The sequence below is a fragment of the Thioalkalivibrio thiocyanoxidans ARh2 genome (assembly GCF_000385215.1).
Lineage (GTDB): Bacteria > Pseudomonadota > Gammaproteobacteria > Ectothiorhodospirales > Ectothiorhodospiraceae > Thioalkalivibrio > Thioalkalivibrio thiocyanoxidans.
The window spans coordinates 1-19,610 of sequence record NZ_ARQK01000041.1 but is presented as its reverse complement, the minus strand read 5'-3'; the positions used below and the strand labels follow the sequence as shown (position 1 = coordinate 19,610).

Below are 19,610 nucleotides of genomic sequence, written 5' to 3'. Positions count from 1 at the left end.
TCCGCCGGGGGTTCGGCCCCGGCGGAATGGGGCTGTCACAGTTCCTGGCTCGCGACCGAGCCGGAACGCCGGCGGTTCTCCTCGGGCGCCTCGGGCTTTGCGGGGCATGGTTCGAGGGGTTCCGGAAGATGCAGGCCGAACCCCTGGGCGTAGTCCACGCCCACCAGTCGCAGGGAATCCAGCAGGCTCTCGTGCGAGACACATTCCGCGATGGTCTCGACCCCGATCACACGTCCAATGTGGTGGATGCTCTCGACCATGGCACGGCTGACGCGGTCATCCCCCATGTCCCGGACGAAGCTGCCGTCGATCTTCAGGTAGTCGACCTTCAGTGTCTTCAGGTAGCCGAATGAGGCCATTCCTGTCCCAAAGTCGTCCAGCGAGAAGCGGCAGCCCATGCCGCGCAGTACACGGATAAAGCGGCTGGCCTGGCTCAAGTTGGCGATGGCGGCCGTCTCGGTGATCTCGAAGCAGATCCGGCTGGGCTCGACACCGCTTTGCTGAAGCTGGTCCACGATGTAGTCCAGCATGCCTCGGTCGCAAAGGGACTGGCCGGAAAGATTGACGGCGAAATGGCCCTCGGTATCGGTGTCCGTGGCCGCGTGCTGCAACACCCGTTTGACCACCCAGCGATCGATCGCGGGCATCTGCCCGTAGCGCTCCGCGGCGGGGATGAAGGTGGCAGGCAGGACCACTGTGCCATCGTCTTCGACCATGCGCAGGAGGACCTCGATATGAGTGGCCCCATCGCTGGAAACCGGGACAATTCGTTGCCCGTGCAGCCAGAAGCGGTTGTGCTGCAGGGCATGGGTAATGCGCTGGACACAGTTCATCTCTCCCTGGCACTGCGACAGTTCGGCGTCACCGGCCCGCGAGACGTGGATCCGGTTGCGACCCTGTTCCTTGGCCAGGTAGCAGGCGGCGTCGGCCTCGCTCATGTATTGCACCGTATCCTTCACGCGGCCGAAGACCGGGACCACGCCGATACTGAGGCCCACGCGGAAGATCCGTCCCTGCCACTCGAAGCGGTAGTTGTCGACGGTTGTGCGCAGGTTCTCCGCGATGTGTTCCGCCTGTACCAGTGGGCAGTTCGGCAGCAGCACACCGAACTCGTCGCCCCCGAGGCGGGCCAGGGTGTCGCTCTCGCGGAGCTGGTTGTGCAGCTGCGTGGTCAGCTGACACAGCAGGTCGTCGCCGGCTCCGTGCCCGCAGGTATCGTTCACCAGCTTGAACTGGTCCAGATCCATGTAGAGCAGGGCATGTTCGCGGGCTTCCTGCTGTGCCGTGGCCACCAGCTGGCTGAGCCGAGGTTCGAACTCCGCGCGGTTGGCGAGCGAGGTGAGGGAGTCGTGCGTTGCGGCCCAGGACAGCTCGCGCGCCATCACGCGCGCCTTGGACACGTCGCGGAAGACCAGGGCCGCACCGATGGTGGTGCCCTCGCGGTTGCGGATGGGGGCCGAGACCTCCTCGATGGCACGCTCGCGGCCCTCCGCCGAAATGAGAATGGCCTCCTGATCCAGACTGCACGCCGTGGCATCCGGCATGCGTCCGGTCAAGGGGTGGTGGAGCCGTTCGCCGGTAGATTCGCGGATGATGTGGAACACCCGTGAGAGGGGCTGGCCACGCGCGGAGGCCTGGTCCCATCCAGTCAAATGCTCCGCCACCGGATTGAGGTAGTCGATCCGCCTCTCCAGGTCCGTGGTGATCACGCCATCGCCTATGGCGTGCAGGGTGACCTGGGCGCGTTCCTTTTCCTCGAACAGCGCGGATTCAATCCGACGCGTATGCCGCAGTACGCCGAGCGTGATGAGGATGCCTATGAGCAGCGCGGCCCCGCCGAGCGCCAGCATCAGGACGACCGCGGTACGGTATTGTCGTGCGGTGTCGCGTACGGCTGCCAGGCCGGCCTCCTGCTGCAGCTCGATCATCGCATCCAGGTGCTCGAGCACACTCTCCTGTTTCGGGATGGCCTCCGCGAGCAGGCGGCTTCGGGCTTCCCCTCTCTCGTCCTCGAGGATGTGGTCGAGGATGTGTTCCTGCGCTGCGACCGCACGCTCGGTCAGGCCGCGGGATTCGTCCAGGAGCCGTTGCTCCTCGGGCGTCATCGGCATTGCGTCCAGCTGCTGGCGGTCGACCATGAAGTCCGAGGCGTGGCCACGAAAGTCCATGATGCCCTGGTCGACGTCGAACGGATCGGTAGTGATCGACAGCCGGAGCAGGGTTACCGAGCGTTCGCGTGCGGCGTTGCGCATATTGCCGATCAGCTCGGTCTTGACGTTATGTTCGTGCACGATCAACTCAAGGCGGTCGTGCACCTGGGTCATACGGTTCAGGCCCAGCGCAATCAACGCCGTCATCAGCACTAGCACCATGGTGAAACCGGCGCCAATCACCCAGGCGGAGCGGCTGCGCGGTCCCAAGGCCGCGCTCCCGCCGGGCCCGGATACCGCCCGCTCAAGAATCGCTGCCACGCCCACTCCGCGTGTCACGAGGGGGGCGGACGCCCCCCTTCCTCCTTGCTATCGCCCGCTCAAACCGGGTATTAGGTGACTGATTCAATGGGAGAAGTTTTTGATTTAAAAACAGCGATCGATAATACATGTTCGAATCGCCGCCAGCAAGGGGAGGTCAGGCATCCAGTTGCGCGTGGAGGGCGGCACGGAACTCCTCCTCCGAAAGCGCTGGCGCATACAGCCAGCCCTGATACAGGTCGCAGGCCTCGTCGCGGAGAAAGGCGAGCTGCTCGGGCGTCTCCACGCCCTCGGCCACCAGTTCCAGGTGCAGGCTGTGGCCGAGGTTGATCACGGTGCGCAGGATCATCTCGGTGTCACGGTCGCGGCCGATGTCGGCGATGAACGAACGATCCAGTTTGATCCTGTCGATCGGCAATGACTTGAGATAGGCAAGCGAGGAGTATCCCGTTCCGAAATCGTCCAGCGCTGCGCGCACTCCGAGTGCCTTGAGGCCGGACAGGTGCTCGCGCGTCAGGGCCATATCGGCCATGGCCACCGTCTCGGTCACTTCGATCCCCAGGCGTTCGGGCGGGGCTCCGGTTTCCTCCAGAGCCCGTCCGAGCTGCGAAACCAGATCCGGCTGGCGGAACTGCAGCGCCGAGATGTTGAGACAAATGGATGTATCGATGCCCTGTTGTGTCCAGGTAGCCAGCTGCTGGCAGGCCTGACGGATGACCCATTCGCCCAGCGGCAGGATCAATCCGTTGGCCTCGGCGCTGGGGATAAAGCGGGACGGGGGTACAGCACCCAGTTCTGGATCGTTCCAGCGCAGCAGGGCCTCGGCGGCCACGACGGTTCCGGTATGTACGTGGATCAGCGGCTGGAAATGCAGGGTCAGCTGGTCGTGCTCCAGTGCCAGCTTCAGGCGTTCCTGCAGTTGCTGTTCGGCATGCACCTGGGCATCCAGATGCTCGGAATAAAAGGCGTAGGTATTGCGCCCGGAACCCTTCGCCTCGTACATCGCCATGTCCGCATAGCGCACCAGGGTGTGCTCGTCGCGTGCATCCCCGGGGAACAGCGCAATCCCGAGACTGGCGCTGGAGGTCACTTCGCGGTTGGGGCCCGTGCGGAATGGTCGTTCAAACAGGCCTAGAATCTCACGGGCCGTTTCTCCTATCTGCCGGCCATCCGCAACCTCCGGAAGCAGGATCATGAACTCGTCTCCCCCGAAACGGCCGACGGTAGCCTCACTGCTGACAGCGTCTTTAAGGCGCTGCGCCACTTCGCGCAGCAATTCGTCGCCCTCGTGGTGGCCGAAGGTGTCGTTGATCACCTTGAAGTTATCGAGATCGAGCAGCATGACCGCGACCTGGTGGCTGTGAAGGCTGGCCTGAGCAATGCCCTGGGAGAGCCGATCGTGCAGGAGCCACCGGTTGGGCAGCCCGGTCAGGCTGTCATGGGTTGCCTGGTGCTGGATGCGGGCCTCACGGCGCTGCCGTTCCGTAACATCGCGAATAAAGGCCGTGATGCGTTGGCCGTCTTCGTCCTCCAGGGCATTCAGGCTGATGTCGACCGGGAACTCCGTGCCATCGCGTCTGCGCCCGCGCAGATCTGGCACTTCGCCCATGGTGCGTTCCGAGATGTTGCCGGCATGTTGTTCGCGCATCGAGCGATGGTGTGCACGCAGGCGTTCCGGTATCAGCGTTTCCACGGGTTGGCCTGTCAGGTGCTGTTTGGGATAGCCGAACATTCGCTCGATATTGCGGTTGGCCATCACGATGGTCCCGTTTCCATCGGTGACCAGAACGCCGTCAGGCGCCGTGTCGATTAGTTGTTCGTAGCGTTTCTGGCGCAGCCCGACATCTCGGTGTGCGGCTCTCAGCTGCGCCATGGGCGCCCGCACGCTTTCGAGGAACACACCCCAGTAGATCAGGGCATAAGCCACCACCTTGTAGATGTGGCCGAGCACGAAGAAGCCGTCAGTCAGGTTCTCGTAGAGAGTAAACAGGACCTCGCTGGCCATCAGGATCATGAGCGCGGCGGCCACCAGCGGCATGCCCGGGCGCTGCAGCAGCCGAGGACGCAGTAGCAGGATCAGAAGCGTGGCTGCGTGCAGTGCCACCACCACACCCTCCAGCGCGATCTTGAATGGCGTCAGTCCCTCGCCCGGGATGAACAACGCCGGGATGCGGTGCTCGTGCCAAAGCCCCACCCAGGCGAGGAGTGCCACCAGACCCAGTGCACCCGCGAGCAGGGTCCCGGCGGCGGGCCCCCGGATCCGCGGGAACAGTGACAGTGCTACATACAGCAGGAGCGCCAAGGCTGCGACGAGACGGGCTGCGAGCCAGAAGAAGATCGTCTGCTGCGAGGAGTTGGGCGTGATGAAGTCCGGCATCTGGGGATAGGTCATCAGATGCAGGAAATCGAGCAGGCCCACTGCGAGGAAGCTGGTGGCGAGAACGAGGGTGGCCAGCGCGCGACGGCGGTCACGGACGTGATAGGCGACTGCGAACACCCCGATCGCCACGACGACCGCGAACAGTTCGGTCGCCGTATGAAAAGCGGTCATGTGCTCCAGCGGGACCAGAGGCGGCATGGCGATGCCGGCCATCCACAGGAAGACCGGCAGCAGAAGCAGTGCGAGCATAACCAGCCATATCAGGGGCCCATGCCGGTGCAGAAGCGGGCGAGGGAGCGTGTTCATCGGGCTACCGCAGAGTTCGTGCGCTCATGCGCGCCCGCGAGCTCTGGCGCAGACGCCATTCCTCGGGTGGTTGCGCGGCAGCGTTCGTCACGGGCGTACGGCTTCATCCTGCCCCTCCATGGTTGGCAGCGGACGATCAAATACCGGGTGTATGCCGTTGCCGGTAGGCATTGGGCGTCGCGGATCCAAGGCGATGGATCTGGTTCCCCCGGCCCTCCCTGGCGCGATTATTCTTGTATTCCCGGCAATATAGGTTAGTTATCTGGCGGCAGCCCATAATCTTTACTGGCGGGGTGGGGTAATCAGCGAAAATCGGCGCGGCCGCGCTTTCCTGCGGATGATGACTCCGGATGGGATTCACAGAACGCATCACGATATCGTCGTAACCTGCTCGGTGTTCTCGCAGGTACGATCGCCGGGATGCAGATGGCATCAGCGTGTAAGGGGTCAGTGTTCGCCCTGGTTCCGATGGCGGGACCAGAACTGATCGGCCAGTGCCTCGAGCCCGTTGGCGAGTTCCGCGGCCGATCGCGCCGAGGCGTCGCTGCGGACTGCGCGGTCCGCGGTTGTCTGGGCGGCGTCTCGAATCGTGGCAACGCCCTGCCGAATCTCGTCACCCGCGGTTCCCTGCTGCTCGACCGCCGCCGCGATCTGGTTGCTCATGTCGCGGATATGTCCGATCCCGCTGGTGATGTCCTCCAGCGTACGGGAAACGGTCCGGGCCAGTTCCACGGACTCTTCTGCCTGGTCTCGGCTGGTGTTCATCGATTCGACCGCGGCGGCTGCACGCGTCTGCAGTGACTCGATGATGGTCTGGATTTCGGCGGTGGAGTCCTGGGTGCGGCTGGCCAGGGTTCGAACCTCGTCGGCCACCACCGAAAAGCCGCGTCCGTGCTCCCCGGCGCGAGCCGCTTCGATCGCGGCGTTGAGGGCCAGCAGGTTGGTCTGCTCGGCGATCCCGCGGATGACGTCGAGTACCCGGCTGATCTCACGGCTTTCGCGGTCGAGTTCGGTCATTACGGCTGACCCTTCGGCAATCTCCCTGCCGAGGGCCTCGATGGCCTGGTTGCTACGGGACACCACATCCATCCCGGAGCGAGCGGACTGGTCTGCGTGATCGGCTGCCTCGGCCGCACCCTGTGCGCTCCGGGCGACCTCCTGCACGCTGTTGACCATCTGCTGGGTCGCGCTGGCGACTTCCTCTGTCTCCGCCTGTTGTTGGTCGGCAGCCTGGCGGCTGTCGGCCATCGCGCCGAGGAGTCCGTCGGTATTCTCGTTCAGCTGTCGCGCCGCATCACCGATACGCCCGACCACCGCGCTGGCCTCGGCCTCCAGCATCTTCAGGGCAAACAGGATCTCGCCGACCTCGTCGGTGCGGCCGGTGTAGATGTAGCGGCTGATCGGGCTGCGGCCGATTGTTCGGGCATGTCGAGCGGCCCGACAAAGGGGCGCTGTTCCGATCCAGGCGACCGGTACGGCAACCAGCAGCATGGGTAGAGCAAAGCTCAGTGCCGTCCAGAGGGTGGCTGGTGTCGCCAGGGTGGTGGTCAGCAGCCCAGCCAGCACCCCGAGCCCGATACTCCCGAGCACGCGCATGCGCAGACCCAACGGAGGCAGGCGAAGGGCCGGTGGCGGGCGGCCTGCCATTACCGCCGCATACGTCTGTTCGGCCCGCTCGACCAGCCTGCGGTCCGGCTTGGTCCGGACGGACTGGTATTCAACGACTTCTCCGTCCCGCACCACCGGGGTCACATAGGCGCTGACCCAGTAGTGATCCCCGTTCTTGCAGCGGTTCTTCACCATGCCCATCCATGACTGGCCTGCCTGGATGGTCTGCCAGAGATCCTCGAACGCGGCCGGTGGCATCTCCGGATGACGGATCACGTTGTGATTGCGCCCGATCAGTTCATCCTCCGAGAAACCGCTGATGTCGATGAACTCGGGATTGACGTAGGTGATGGCGCCCTTGAGGTTGGTGGTGGACAGGATGTTGGCCGAGGCCGGGTAGTCGACCTCGTTCCCCGAGATCGGCAGGTTGCGTTTCATGGCTGTCCATCCCCCGTTTGACCGATTGCTCTTTCGCCGCGCCTGTCGTTCCGGTACTTCGTGGGCACCGGTTTTTCGTTGTGGCCGGAGCATAGTCCAGCGTTCCTTGGAAAGCGAGATTTATTCCGTTGGGCGAATATGCTGATGGACATAGAGGCAGAATCGCGTACACTGTCGGCACCGAACGCCCCGCCCGTCAGCGTCCGTTCACTGATCCGGAACCCTCTCGGTTCCCGTCCCCCCGATTTCGTCATACCCCGATGGGTGCCCCTCGAGTACGAGCGGCGGGTAGCCGTTGGAGTATTGAATGTCTTTTGTTTCTTCCTTTGCCGACCTTGGGTTGGCCGAACCCCTTATGCGTGCGCTGGAGCAGGCCGGTTACAAGACGCCGACCCCGATCCAGACCCAGGCGATCCCCGAAGTCCTGAAAGGCGGTGACCTGCTGGCCGCCGCCCAGACCGGGACCGGCAAGACCGCCGGCTTTACCCTGCCGATCCTGCAGCGACTGACCGATGGCCCGGCGCCCGAGCGCAAGCCGGGGCGCCCGCGGGCCCTGATCCTGACGCCGACGCGCGAGCTGGCCGCTCAGGTCCATGATTCCGTCCGTACCTACGGTCGCCACCTGTCGCTGAAGTCGATGACCATCTTCGGCGGCGTGAACATGAACCCGCAGATCAAGGCGCTGCGGGGCCCGATGGATATCGTCGTGGCCACCCCGGGTCGCCTGCTGGACCATGCCAGCCAGAAGACGATTGACCTCTCCGGTATCGAGATCCTGGTGCTGGACGAGGCCGATCGCATGCTGGACATGGGCTTCATCCGCGATATTCGCCGGCTGATTGCCCTGATGCCGAAAAAGCGCCAGAACCTGATGTTCTCGGCGACCTTCTCCGGCGAGATCCGTGCCCTGGCGTCGAGCCTGCTGAACAAGCCGGCCGAGGTCGACGTGGCCCCGCGCAACACCGCTGCCGAGACCGTCCAGCAGACGGTGCATCTGGTGGAGAGCAGCCGCAAGCGCGAGCTGCTGAGCCACCTGATCCGCACCAACGACTGGGGCCAGGTGCTGGTATTCACGCGCACCAAGCACGGAGCCAACCGCCTGGCGCAGAAGCTGACGCAGGACGGCGTGCCCTCCGAGGCAATCCATGGCAACAAGAGCCAGGCGGCCCGTACCAAGGCGCTCAAGCAGTTCAAGACCGGGGCCGTGCCGGTGCTGGTCGCCACGGATATCGCGGCCCGCGGCCTGGACATCGACCAGCTGCCGCAGGTGGTCAACTTCGAGCTGCCGAATGTGCCGGAAGACTATGTGCACCGCATCGGCCGCACCGGCCGTGCCGGGTCCGCCGGTGCTGCGCTGTCGCTGGTAGATGGCGAAGAGATGAAGCTCCTGAAGGGCATCGAGCGCCTGATCCAGCGACCGATCGAGCGCATCGAAACCGACGGCTTCGCGGCCCCGAAGCCGGCCGCAAATGATGGCAATGGCCATCGCCGTGGTGGCAAGCCGGGTGGCGGCGCGCGTAATGGCAAGCCGCGCCAGGGTCGTGGCAGCAAGCCCGGCGGCCATCGCGGTGGTGGCCAGGGCCGCGCGCCCCAGGGCAACCGGGCTGCACGCGGCCGCTAGGACCGCTCTCTTAACGGCAAGACCCGCCCGCGTCTCCCATGGGGACGCGGGCTTTTTTGTGTCTGCGAACCTGCGCCGGACTTGATCCGGATCACCTGCTCTTGTCGTCGCCACCGGGAAGATGGGCGCTATCAAGTACCGGCCGCCCCGGCCGTTACAGCGGGGAAAGGAGGGACCCCATGAACCGGCTTCTAACGAACGGCGGCCTGCGCCTCAAGCTTATTGTTCTCGTGATTCTCGTCAGTACCATCCCGCTCTCGATCATGGGCGGGGTGACCTTCCATACGATGAAGGGCGATCTGGCGGCGAATGTCGACGCGGCGCTGGTCGATCAGCTGTGGTGGCTCCTTTGGGGCCTGTGGGTGGTCGCCTTTCTGGTCGCGCTGGGGATTGGCTGGTTCGCGGCCAACATGCTGGTTCGGCCACTGGAGCGGCTCGCCTCGGGGCTGGAGGCCATCGCCTCCGGACAGGCCGACCTTGGCCATCGGGTGGAGATCACGACCGAAGACGAGATTGGCCGTACCAGTACCGCGTTCAACGCGGTCATGGAGCGTCTGTCGGGCCTGATCACGCAGGTGGCGGATGCGGCGGACGGGATCGCCGCCTCGGCGCGCCAGCTGGAGGGCCGCAGCAACGGACTGAGTCGCGAGACCGACGAGCAGCGCTCGGACGTCGAGCAGGTCGTCACCGCGATGAACCAGATGTCCGCGACCGTGCAGGAGGTGGCCAACAACACCCAGAGCACGGCGGAGAGCGCCGGCCAGGCCACCCGCGCGGCCGAGGGCGGGCGCAACGTGGTGCAGGCGACCCAGGGCTCGATCAATGCGCTGGCCAGTGAGATTCGCAAGGCCAGCACCGTGATCGACGAACTCAAGGGTGACTCCGACAACATCGGGTCCATCCTCGAGGTGATCGAGGAGATCGCCGAGAAGACCAACCTGCTGGCCCTCAATGCCGCGATCGAGGCCGCCCGGGCGGGCGAGGCGGGGCGCGGCTTCGCCGTGGTCGCCGACGAGGTGCGCCACCTGGCCCAGCGCACCAATGACTCCACCGGCGAGATCCGCGAGATCATCCAGCGCCTGCAGGGCGCGGCCGGCAAGGCCGTACAGGCGATGGAGGTCAGTCAGCAGCAGGCCGAGGCATCGGTCAGCAAGGCCGGCGAGGCGGAAGAGACGCTGGAATACATCCACGACTCCGTGACCACCATCGACGACATGACGCGCCAGGTCGCCTCGGCCACGGAGGAGCAGAGCCAGGTCGCGGAGGAGATCAACCGCAATGTCCACCACATCAACGACATCGCGGTACGCAGCGCCGACGGCGCCCGCGAGATGCAGGAGGCCGTCGAGGCCCTGGAAGGCCTGGCCGAGCGCCTGCAGGCCGAGGTAGCCGGCTTCCGCCAGCAACCCGCCTGACACCCGGGGCCTGCCCTCGGCCACCTTCGTTGTGGCGGGGCCTGGTTCGTCGTCTGGTGTTTACGGTGGCTTCGTCCGGCCTGTCACGCCCTCCACAAGGGGCTCATATCGGGAGGGAAGGTCAAAACTGTCGGTGTTCCCGCACCTTTCATAAGCCCAGAGCTGTAGGGTGCGTTGAGCGTAGCGAAACGCACCGTTCCAGCGTCGGGGCAATCCTGATGCGATTCGCTGCGCTCATCACATCCTACGATGGGCTCTGGCGCCCGCTTGCGGGCGCGGCACGCCAGGCCGAAGGCCGCGCGTGCCCAGGGTGTCGGAACGCCCAGCCTCCATCCATTCGCACGAACGTCAGGCCAGACGTTGTCTTGACCTTCATCTCCCGTATGAAGCCCCTTGCGGAAGGGTCCTCGGGACGGAAGAGAGGCGCTGACTGTCTGAGCGAAGCCAAAGGCGCAGCGAGTTTCAGCGCCGCCGGCCCGAGGCCCCTGGAGCAAGGTCCCCGGGCGGAATCCGGGTGCGCCTCGACGGGTGCTTTCTTGGGCAAGCAAGAAAGTACCTCGGGGTGCGCTGCCGAGACAGCGCAGGCAGGCGGCCGGACGAAAGCACAAAAACACCGGATGCCGAACCAGGGCCAGCCTCAACAAGGCAGGCGGCCGGACGAAGCCACCGTAAACTCTAGATGCCGAACCCGGCCCAGCCAATACGAAGCGCCGGCTAGAGCCACGAGCGCCGGAGCCCGCTAGAAACGGTCAGCCAGCCCCAAGCTCACGCGCGGTCGCCGCATTCCAGCCAACGTACACGTCGTCACCACGCTCGATCACCGGACGCTTGATCAGTGCCGGATGCTCCAGCATCAGGGCGATCGCAGGCTCCTGGTCGATGGCCTCGCGTGTCTCTTCGGGCAGCTGGCGCCAGGTAGTACCGCGCCGGTTCACCAGGGTCTCCCAGCCTACGGCCTCCACCCAGCGGCGCAACTGCGCCTCCTCGAGCCCGTCCTTGCGAAAGTCCACAAAGCGGACGTCCACGCCGGCCGCATCCAGCGCCCGGCGTGCCTTGCGCACGGTATCGCAGTTGGCGATCCCGTAGAGGACGAGCTCAGACATCCCGCAGGAGGGCGTTCAGGCCGACCTTGGCCTTGGTTTTCTCGTCCACGCGCTTCACGATCACCGCGCAGTACAGCGAGTACTTGCCATCCTTCGACGGCAGGTTGCCTGGCACCACCACCGCGCCGGCCGGCACGCGGCCGTACAGGATCTCGTCGTTTTCGCGGTCGTAGATGCGGGTGGACTGGCCGAGGTACACGCCCATGGAGATCACCGCGCCTTCCTCGACGATCACGCCCTCGACCACCTCGGAGCGCGCGCCGATGAAGCAGTTGTCCTCGATGATGGTCGGGGCGGCCTGCAGCGGCTCCAGCACGCCGCCGATGCCGACGCCGCCGGAGAGATGCACGTTCTTGCCGATCTGGGCACAGGAGCCGACGGTGGCCCAGGTGTCCACCATGGTGCCCTCGTCCACATAGGCACCGATGTTCACGTAGGAGGGCATCAGCACCACGTTCGGGGCGATGTAGCTGCCGCGGCGGGCGGTTGCCGGCGGTACTACGCGCACGCCGCCCTCGCGGAAGTCGCGGCTGGAAGTGTCGGCGTACTTGGACGGGACTTTGTCGTAGTAGTTGGTGAAGCCGCCCTTGATGAACTCGTTCTCGGCAATGCGGAACGACAGCAGCACGGCCTTCTTCAGCCATTCGTTGACGACCCAGTCACCACCTTTTTTCTCGGCGACGCGTGCCTGGCCGCTGTCGAGCATCTCCATGGCCTCGTTGACGGCGTCACGTACGTTGGTCTCCACGTTGCGCGGGTTGATCTCGGCGCGACTTTCGAAGGCGGTCTCGATGATGTTCTTGATGTCCGACATGAAACAGTCCTTTTAAGTGTTTAAAAAATTGTTTCTTGATATAGAGCAGCGATGCGGTGGGCCGCTTCGATGCAGGCCGCCGGTTCGGCGACCAGCGCCATGCGCACGTGTCCGGCCCCGGGATTGTGCCCGGTCTCGGGATCGCTGCGGGAGAGGTAGCGTCCGGCCAGCACCGTGACGCCGGCTTCGGCATACAGGCGGCGGGCGAAGGCCTCGTCGTCGCCATCCGGTACGCGCGGCCAGAGGTAGAAGCCCGCGGCGGGCGGCTCTACGTCCAGGACCTCCTGCAGGATCGGCACCACGGCGGCGAATTTTTCGGCGTACAGCGCGCGATTATCGGCGACATGGGCCTCGTCCGCCCAGGCCGCGCGACTGACCGCCTGCGTGGGCGGTGGCAGGGTGCAGCCGTGATAGGTGCGGTACAGCGCGAAGCGGTCGAGCAGCGCGGCATCGCCGGCGACGAACCCCGAGCGCAGCCCCGGCAAATTGGAGCGCTTGGACAGGCTGTGGAACACGATACAGCGCTCGAAGCCGGTACGGCCCATGCGCGCCGCCGCGCCGAGCAGCCCGGCCGGGGGTTCGGCATCCGGGTGGTAGATCTCGGAGTAGCACTCGTCCGCCGCAATCACGAAGTCGTGCCGGTCGGCGAGGCCGATCAGCTCCTGCATCGCCGACTCGGACATGCAGGCACCGGCCGGGTTGCCCGGGTTGCAGATATAGACCAGTTGCACCGCATCCCAGGTCGCTGCATCGACCGCGGAGAAATCGGGTAGATAGCCGTTCTCCGCCGCCAGGTCGTAGAAGGCCGGCTCAGCCCCGGCCAGCAGGGCCGCGCCTTCGTAGATCTGATAGAAGGGGTTCGGCATCAGCACGCGTGCCCCGGGCTTCTCTGCGACGACGGCCTGGGCGATCGCGAACAGGGCCTCGCGGGTACCGCTGACGGGCAGGACCTGCCGGTTGGCGTCCACGCCATCCAGCTGGAAGCGGCGCTGCAGCCATGCGGCGATGGTCTCGCGCAGCGCGGGCTCGCCGCGGGTGGTGGGGTAGTGGTTATAACCCTGGATCGCGTCGCGCAGCACCGGTTCGACAAACCCCGGCAGCGCATGACGCGGCTCGCCGATCGACAGGGCGATCGGCTCCCGGTCGGCGGGTTGTTGCAGATCCGCGAACAGCCGGCGCAGGCGTTCGAACGGGTAGGGCTGTAGCCGGTCCAGGCGCGGGTTCATGGCGGCTCGGGTGTCGTGTTCGAGGGAAACGAAAGACCGCGCAGTATACCGGAGCCAGACGCCAAGTGGAGACTTGCAACCGAGTCTCGGCAGGGTGTGGCTCCATATCGGGCATCCGCGTGCGGGCGCCCCTACGGCACGCGGATGACGCTGGCGTGGTCGACCGGGCGGTCAGTCCCTGGGTCGGGTGTACCAGAACCAGGCCAGCCGGCGGGAGCGCAGGCTCCAGGGCAGCAGCAGGGCCTGCAGGACCACCAGGATGTGGTGCGCGGGGCTGAACCAGTCCGCCTTGCGTCCCGAGGTCATCACGGGGGTCTCCAGCATCTGGAACCGCTGCCCGTGCTGGTGGCCCCAGCGCGCCATCGCGCGCGACAGGAACACTTCCTCGCCTGCATAGACCCGTTCACTGAAGCCGCCGATCGCCTCGAAGGCCTCGCGGGTGCAGAAGACGTAACAGCCGGCGGCAAGTCCCAGCCGTGCCGACAGGGCGTTCCAGGCCGCCGCGCCCCAGCGGTAGATGCGATGGGTCAGGTGATCGAACGCGACCCGGGCTCCGCCGCCGCAGACCTCGCCGCTGTCCAGTGCCTGGAGTGTCGTGCGGATCAGATCGGCGTCGGGCCAGGTGTCGGCATCGACGAACAGCAGGTAGTCGCCGCAGGCCGCCCGGGCACCCGCGTTGCGGGCGCGGCTGATCTGCCGCGTCGGCTCGAACACGACCCGGCAACCGGCCTGCTGGGCAATCTGCGGGGTGGAATCCGTGGAGGCATTGTCGACGACGATGATCTCGGTCTGACGGTCCGCATTGGCGAGGGCCTGCTGCAGGGCCGCCAGGGTTTGCGGCAGCCACTGCGCCTCGTTCCAGGCCGGGACGATCACCGACAGGGCCGGGAGCCCGCGCACAGGAGAGATCAGTAGGTCGCCATGTGGGGGTCGACGTCCCGCGCCCAGGCGTCGATGCCGCCGGCCAGGTTGATCACCTTGCTGAACCCGGCGCGGTTCAGGAACCAGCACACCTGCTGGCTGCGCACCCCGTGGTGACAGATCACCACGATCTCGTCGTCCGGGTTCAGCTCCTGGTATGCCGCCGGAATCTCGCCCATCGGGATCAGCTTCGAGCCGTCGATGCGGCAGCGCTGGTACTCCCAGGGCTCGCGTACATCCAGCAGGACCGGCGGCTGATCCGCCTCGGCGAGGTGGTCCTGCAATTCCCGGGGGGACATCTGGCGCATGGCGAATTCCGTGTCGGGTGATGCCGACACGCTAAGTTCACAGGAGGTTGGCCGCAAGTGGCCGGCTGCCGCGCAGGGATGGTGTGCACGAGGACGCCCGGGTGGGCGGTGGCGGTTGTCTCAACCGCGGCGCAGGCGGTCCTCGTCGCGGCTGCGACGCTCCAGCCAGCGGCTGCCTTCTTCGGGGCCGAGCAGCGTGGCGGCCAGGGCGATCAGGGCGAACGCGATCGCGGGGGCGACGGTCTCCGCCAGGCCCAGGATATAGGCGGCATATCCAGCGGGTACGGCGACGGCCACCGCCAGTACGACCACGCCCGGATAGGCCATGCGATACAGCCAGCGCGGATCGACCGACAGGGCCAGCACGGTGACCGAGCCCAGCAGGCCGAGAAGGATCCAGCCCGCCGCCGCGGCTTCAAACTCCGCGGCCAGCAGGGCGATCGCCAGGACCAGGCCCAGGGCGATGTGCCGCAGGCGGGTGGAGGCTTTAGGTGTGATCAGCGCATCCATCCAGCAGGGACGGAGGCCGGGGGAGGCGTCGGGAGCGGGGCTGGTGATCTGATACATGAGAGGCGGTTTCCGGGTCGATCGAACCAACGTGTCTGTCCGGCGCTTCGAATCCTTTGAGAGCGGACAAATGATAAAGGGGCCGCCCGACGTGGGGGCCCTTTCTCGGGAATATGGCGCGCCCGGAAGGATAGCGGCGGCGCTGCGCGCCTGGGCCTTCCGGGTGTCGGCCCGTGGCCGACACGTTCCTCGCTGCGCTCGGGATCGAACCAACGAATTTATCGGAGGTTCGAATCCTTTGAGATCGGACAAATGAAAAAGGGCAGCCCGAAATGGCTGCCCTCTCTCGGGAATATGGCGCGCCCGGAAGGATTCGAACCTCCGACCACCTGGTTCGTAGCCAGAATAAGCCTACGTAATCAAGATCGGCTAAGAGAGTTGTAAGGCGATATAAAACGTAGCACAAACTCCCCAACCATCTGGAGTAAAAGCAAAAAACGTCATGGTGGGAATGACGATAAAGACCGATCCATATCGCTCAGATGTGTCACACACAGGTAGAGATTGGGGTTGGGTTGTCACGGAAGGTGGCACAGGAATTCGGCCTCAGATTGACCTTCTGGCTCACGCCTGATGCTTGCGGGATGCGTCAGGGTCACTTCGGCATGTCCGCGTGTCGGTTTGGCCTTGGTGAGGTCACCCAGAGAGGCCTCATGGGCTCCATGCGCTATCCACAGACGACTTCGGTTTCCGGTCCCGCCCAGACGCGCGCCTCGCAGGTCGGGCAGTTCATGCGCACACGGCGATCCGGGCGCGGTGCGGGTGGCGCAAACACCGCCGGTTTTTCGGCATCGTCGGGCATCGCGATCGTCTCGGCCGGCGCGGGGGCGCTGGCGACGGCCAGACCCTGGTGGGCTAGCATCTCCTGCACTTGGGCAAGCGATTCCGGATCGGTGGGGCATGCCGGTCGAACCAGGGCAGTTCGAACCCGGTGGCCAGCAGGTCCGAGCAGGCTCGGGCGAAGGGCCCGTCGGGCCAGATATAGTGCGTGACCCGGCGGCCGGTCTGTTTGCCCTCCGGCAGGCCGGTATCGCTCGGCACCAGACCGATCGCTTCCATCTTGCCGACCCACTCCCGGTTGTGGTGGTTCGAGCGGCTCGGTCGGCCAATGCATTCCTGCCAGTGAGGCACCATCTCGTGTACCAGCGTGGAGAGTGCGACCTCCAGCGGATTCAGGGTGAAGTACCCCGGATGAACACCCAGCTCGTGGATGATCGCGCCATCCGAGGTGATAAAGCGTTCGGCGTGGTGGTAGCCGCGTTGCCGGCGGTAACTGCGCAGCGTGATCAGGCAGGGCGGCAATTCGTTGTCGAACAGCCGTTCGTTGAAATGATCGAAGGCCCGGTGCAGGGCGGAGTACATCGACAGGGTGGGGGAGTCGGTCATGGTGCGTTTCCGGCATCGAGTCTTGAGTCCCGAGATTGTATCGCCCCATTTTTGTCACAAATCCGGTCACAAACTGGGCGAGCCGAGACCTGTCCCGCCCAGGATCTGGTTCGTCCATAGGATCGTTTCACTAAATGCTTGGGAGAGAAATTGAAGGGTTATATATCAAACCGTTAATGAGGTAGTATCTTCTCAATAATCATTTCAATAGGCAGGTTCGGATGAGGAGCAAGCGAGAGGCAGCGCATCAGCGGCTCGGCTTGGCGCTTGCCAGACTCGCCCCGGCACGTGCAGCCGATCTTGCCCGCGAACTGGGGCTGTCGGTTCCCACCCTTCACCGCCTGCTGCAGGAGACGACCGAGCCCGTGCTTGCGGCTGGGCGGGCCCGGCGCACTCGCTACGCTCTGCGCAGAGCGCTGCGAGGCGACTTCGTGCCCATTCCCATCCGTGTGATTGATGAAGCCGGCCAGCCGCACGAGCTCACGGAACTCTCGCCTATCCAGCCACAGGGCTGCCATGCCGACTTCGGTGGCTCGGATTGGCCTTTGGAGGATGACGACGAGACCCCCGAAGGATGGTGGGCCGGTCTGCCATACCCTTTGTACGATATGCGCCCCCAGGGCTACCTCGGGCGCCAGCTGGCGCATCGCTTGCAAGACACGCTCGAGGTGTCACCCAATCCAGATGCCTGGAGTGACGACGATATCCTCTGGGTTCTGAGTCGTGTGGGGTCCGATCTCCCGGGCAACCTGGTCGTTGGTGATGCCGCATTCAAGGGCTGGCAGAAGGCCCGCCTGGACCTCCCTCCGGTTCTCGGGGCGGATGAAATCGAAGGGATGTATGTGAAGGCGGCGGAGGAGGCCATCTCGCTGGGTCTTGCGGGCTCCAGTGCCGCGGGTGAGTTCCCGAAGTTCACCGCCCTTCGGGACCTGCAGGGCAGTCATAGTCCGCACGTCATCGTGAAATTCTCCGGTGACGATGATTCCGCGACCGTGCAGCGCTGGTCCGATCTGCTGGTGGCGGAGCATCTGGCTCTGGAGGCGGTCGCGGCGCTGCCCGGCGTGCAGAGCCCGCCCAGCCGAATCCTCCAGCAACAGGGCCGCACGTTCCTGGAGGTCGAGCGCTTCGATCGCCACGGACTGTTCGGCCGCAGCGCGGTGGTGACGCTGGAGACCGTGAACGCGGCCTTGCTCGGCCATGCGCCTTCGGCATGGGACACCCTCGCCCAAGGACTGGCGGGCAAGCGTCTGCTGGCGCCGGAGGCGGTTGCAGCCATCCGTCACATGACCTGGTTCGGCCGACTGATTGCCAACAGCGATATGCACCTGGGCAATCTCGCCTTTCGACCGGAGGGCGGCCGGCTTGTCCTGTGCCCGGTCTACGACATGCTCCCGATGGCCTACGCGCCGCTCCCGGGTGGCGAGTTGCCGCGCGTGACGTTCGAGCCCGCCCTGCCATTGCCCCGTGAACATGGTGCGTGGGTCACCACTTGTCACGCCGCGATCGGGTACTGGCAAACCGTGTCGGATGACACCCGCATCAGTTCCACGTTTCGCAGGATTGCATCCGAAAACGCCCTCGAGCTGCAAAGACGCCTGGCACTCGTTGCGCCCTGATTACTCGCCGTGCAGTGCCCATTGGACGCGGGCATCAATCTAACGACAATTACTCTGGCCGGCCGAGAAGACCTACAGCGTCAGATGTGCTCGGCATCCGCCGCACTCCGTCTAAGCTTGGAAATGCGGAGAATGATCCGCATAATCTCCGCATATTATGCGGAGAATGGTGTGCGATATATCTGGGAACTGGCCGGTTGGCCCCACTGGCAGTGGGATGCGGAACACATCGCGCCGATGCTGGCTGCGGCCGCGCGCGAGCAGGGTCGGCTGCTCGGGCGGATGCAGGGGTTGGGTTTCGCGCTACGTGAGGAAGCGTCGCTGCGGGTGCTGTCGGAGGATATCGTGGACTCCGGCGCGATCGAGGGCGAACGGCTACCCCTGGATCAGGTGCGCTCTTCCCTGGCACGTCGCCTCGGCCTGGAGGCCGGTGGACTGGTCGCTTCGGGGCGTGATGTCGACGGCATGGTCGAACTGATGCTGGATGCCACGAAGGCCTTTGACCGTGAGCTGACGGTGGATCGGCTGTTCGACTGGCATGCGGCCCTGTTTCCGACGGGGCGCAGCGGAATGACGCGGATTCCCGTCGCGCGCTGGCGGGATGACGATCAAGGGCCGATGGATGTGGTGTCGGGCCCCGTTGGCCGGGAGACGGTGCACTTCTCCGCGCCACCGGCCGAACGCATCCCGGGGGAGGTCGACGCCTTCCTCGGCTGGTTCAAGGCACCCGGCCCGTTGGATCCGCTATTGGTGGCGGGGCTGGCCCACCTCTGGTTCGTGACGATTCACCCGTTCGCGGATGGGAACGGGCGTATCGCGCGGGCGATCGCCGATATGGCGCTGGCACGAGCGGATGGTTCTGCGGAACGTTTCTACAGCATGTCCGGGCAGATCCTTCGGGAACGCAGTGACTATTACGCGATTCTGGAGCGGACTCAGAAACAGGGGGACCTGGACATCACCCTGTGGCTGGAATGGTTCCTGGGCTGCCTGCAGCGTTCGCTGGACAGCGCTCAGGATGCACTCGAGCACGTGCTGTTCAAGGCCCAATTCTGGGAGCGGTTCGCCACCGAGCCGCTCAATGCCCGACAGATCAAGGTTCTCAATCGCCTGCTGGACGGATTCGAAGGTGGGATGACCTCTTCACGTTGGGCCCGGATGGCCAAGTGTTCGCAGGACACGGCGCAGCGGGATATTGCGGACCTAGTGGGCCGGGGCGCGTTGAAGAAGAACCCGGGCGGTGGACGCAGCACGAGTTACTCTTTGCCAGAAACGCTTGCATGACCCCGATCAGGGCGCCGAGCTGTCAAGCAATGCTGATCGCTACCAACCACGTCATCGCGGTAAACCATTTTGATGAAGGTCCACCCGTCTCCCGCAAGAATGACGTAATCGCCGATCCCTACATGGTTATCCGTCGTCTTCAAAAC

13 protein-coding genes and 1 pseudogene are annotated in these 19,610 nt (G+C 65.0%); 4 read left to right on the top strand and 10 right to left on the bottom strand.

What is annotated here, in order from left to right; all coding sequences use genetic code 11:
* Positions 1 to 35 precede the first annotated feature (35 nt).
* The 3 genes from G372_RS0104225 to G372_RS0104215 all read right to left on the bottom strand — a co-directional run bounded on the left by G372_RS0104225 (position 36) and on the right by G372_RS0104215 (position 7,203).
* Positions 36 to 2,393 carry an EAL domain-containing protein gene (locus tag G372_RS0104225; protein ID WP_026340299.1) on the bottom strand — a complete coding sequence of 786 codons (2,358 nt, stop codon included), beginning with the start codon at positions 2,391 to 2,393 and terminating at the stop codon, positions 36 to 38.
* A 235-nt stretch (positions 2,394 to 2,628) separates the two neighbouring features.
* Positions 2,629 to 5,157 (bottom strand): bifunctional diguanylate cyclase/phosphodiesterase, encoded by a 2,529-nt coding sequence (locus G372_RS0104220; RefSeq protein WP_026340298.1) that lies wholly within the window; start codon positions 5,155 to 5,157, stop codon positions 2,629 to 2,631.
* Positions 5,158 to 5,604: 447 nt separating this feature from the next.
* Positions 5,605 to 7,203 (bottom strand): methyl-accepting chemotaxis protein, encoded by a 1,599-nt coding sequence (locus G372_RS0104215; RefSeq protein ID WP_019623400.1) that lies wholly within the window; start codon positions 7,201 to 7,203, stop codon positions 5,605 to 5,607.
* A gap of 355 nt (positions 7,204 to 7,558) precedes the next feature.
* Between G372_RS0104215 and G372_RS0104210 the strand changes: the two genes are divergently transcribed.
* On the top strand, positions 7,559 to 8,824 hold the full coding sequence (locus G372_RS0104210) for a DEAD/DEAH box helicase (RefSeq protein WP_019623399.1): 1,266 nt from the start codon (positions 7,559 to 7,561) through the stop codon (positions 8,822 to 8,824).
* A gap of 179 nt (positions 8,825 to 9,003) precedes the next feature.
* Positions 9,004 to 10,239: a methyl-accepting chemotaxis protein gene (locus tag G372_RS0104205; protein ID WP_019623398.1), complete on the top strand. Its 1,236-nt coding sequence runs from the start codon at positions 9,004 to 9,006 to the stop codon at positions 10,237 to 10,239.
* 749 nt (positions 10,240 to 10,988) lie between these two features.
* On the opposite strand, the gene G372_RS0104200 is transcribed toward G372_RS0104205, so the two are convergent.
* The 7 genes and pseudogenes from G372_RS0104200 to G372_RS0104160 form a co-directional block, all read right to left on the bottom strand.
* Positions 10,989 to 11,342, bottom strand: a complete 354-nt coding sequence (locus G372_RS0104200; RefSeq protein WP_019623397.1) for an ArsC family reductase — start codon at positions 11,340 to 11,342, stop codon at positions 10,989 to 10,991.
* Positions 11,335 to 12,156, bottom strand: coding sequence for a 2,3,4,5-tetrahydropyridine-2,6-dicarboxylate N-succinyltransferase (gene dapD, locus G372_RS0104195; RefSeq protein ID WP_018864031.1), 822 nt, complete (start codon positions 12,154 to 12,156; stop codon positions 11,335 to 11,337). The genes G372_RS0104200 and dapD overlap by 8 nt, the downstream gene beginning before the upstream one ends.
* A 20-nt stretch (positions 12,157 to 12,176) precedes the next feature.
* Complete coding sequence (dapC, locus tag G372_RS0104190) at positions 12,177 to 13,382, bottom strand: succinyldiaminopimelate transaminase (RefSeq protein WP_019623396.1); 1,206 nt, start codon at positions 13,380 to 13,382, stop codon at positions 12,177 to 12,179.
* Positions 13,383 to 13,553: 171 nt separating this feature from the next.
* The gene (locus G372_RS0104185) at positions 13,554 to 14,282 is read right to left on the bottom strand and encodes a glycosyltransferase (RefSeq protein WP_019623395.1); all 729 of its coding nucleotides are present in this window, start codon (positions 14,280 to 14,282) and stop codon (positions 13,554 to 13,556) included.
* Positions 14,283 to 14,290: 8 nt separating this feature from the next.
* A complete protein-coding gene (locus G372_RS0104180) occupies positions 14,291 to 14,611 on the bottom strand; it encodes a rhodanese-like domain-containing protein (protein ID WP_018864012.1) in 321 nt (106 codons plus the stop codon).
* 120 nt (positions 14,612 to 14,731) lie between these two features.
* Positions 14,732 to 15,121, bottom strand: a complete 390-nt coding sequence (locus G372_RS0104175) for a hypothetical protein (protein WP_026340296.1) — start codon at positions 15,119 to 15,121, stop codon at positions 14,732 to 14,734.
* 724 nt (positions 15,122 to 15,845) lie between these two features.
* Positions 15,846 to 16,564: pseudogene (locus tag G372_RS0104160) on the bottom strand (SprT-like domain-containing protein).
* Between the two features lie 221 nt (positions 16,565 to 16,785).
* Here G372_RS0104160 and yjjJ point away from each other — a divergent pair.
* Positions 16,786 to 18,180, top strand: coding sequence for a type II toxin-antitoxin system HipA family toxin YjjJ (yjjJ, locus tag G372_RS13470; protein WP_026340295.1), 1,395 nt, complete (start codon positions 16,786 to 16,788; stop codon positions 18,178 to 18,180).
* Between the two features lie 171 nt (positions 18,181 to 18,351).
* Positions 18,352 to 19,464 carry a Fic family protein gene (locus G372_RS0104150; protein ID WP_026340294.1) on the top strand — a complete coding sequence of 371 codons (1,113 nt, stop codon included), beginning with the start codon at positions 18,352 to 18,354 and terminating at the stop codon, positions 19,462 to 19,464.
* The last annotated feature ends 146 nt before the right edge of the window (positions 19,465 to 19,610 follow it).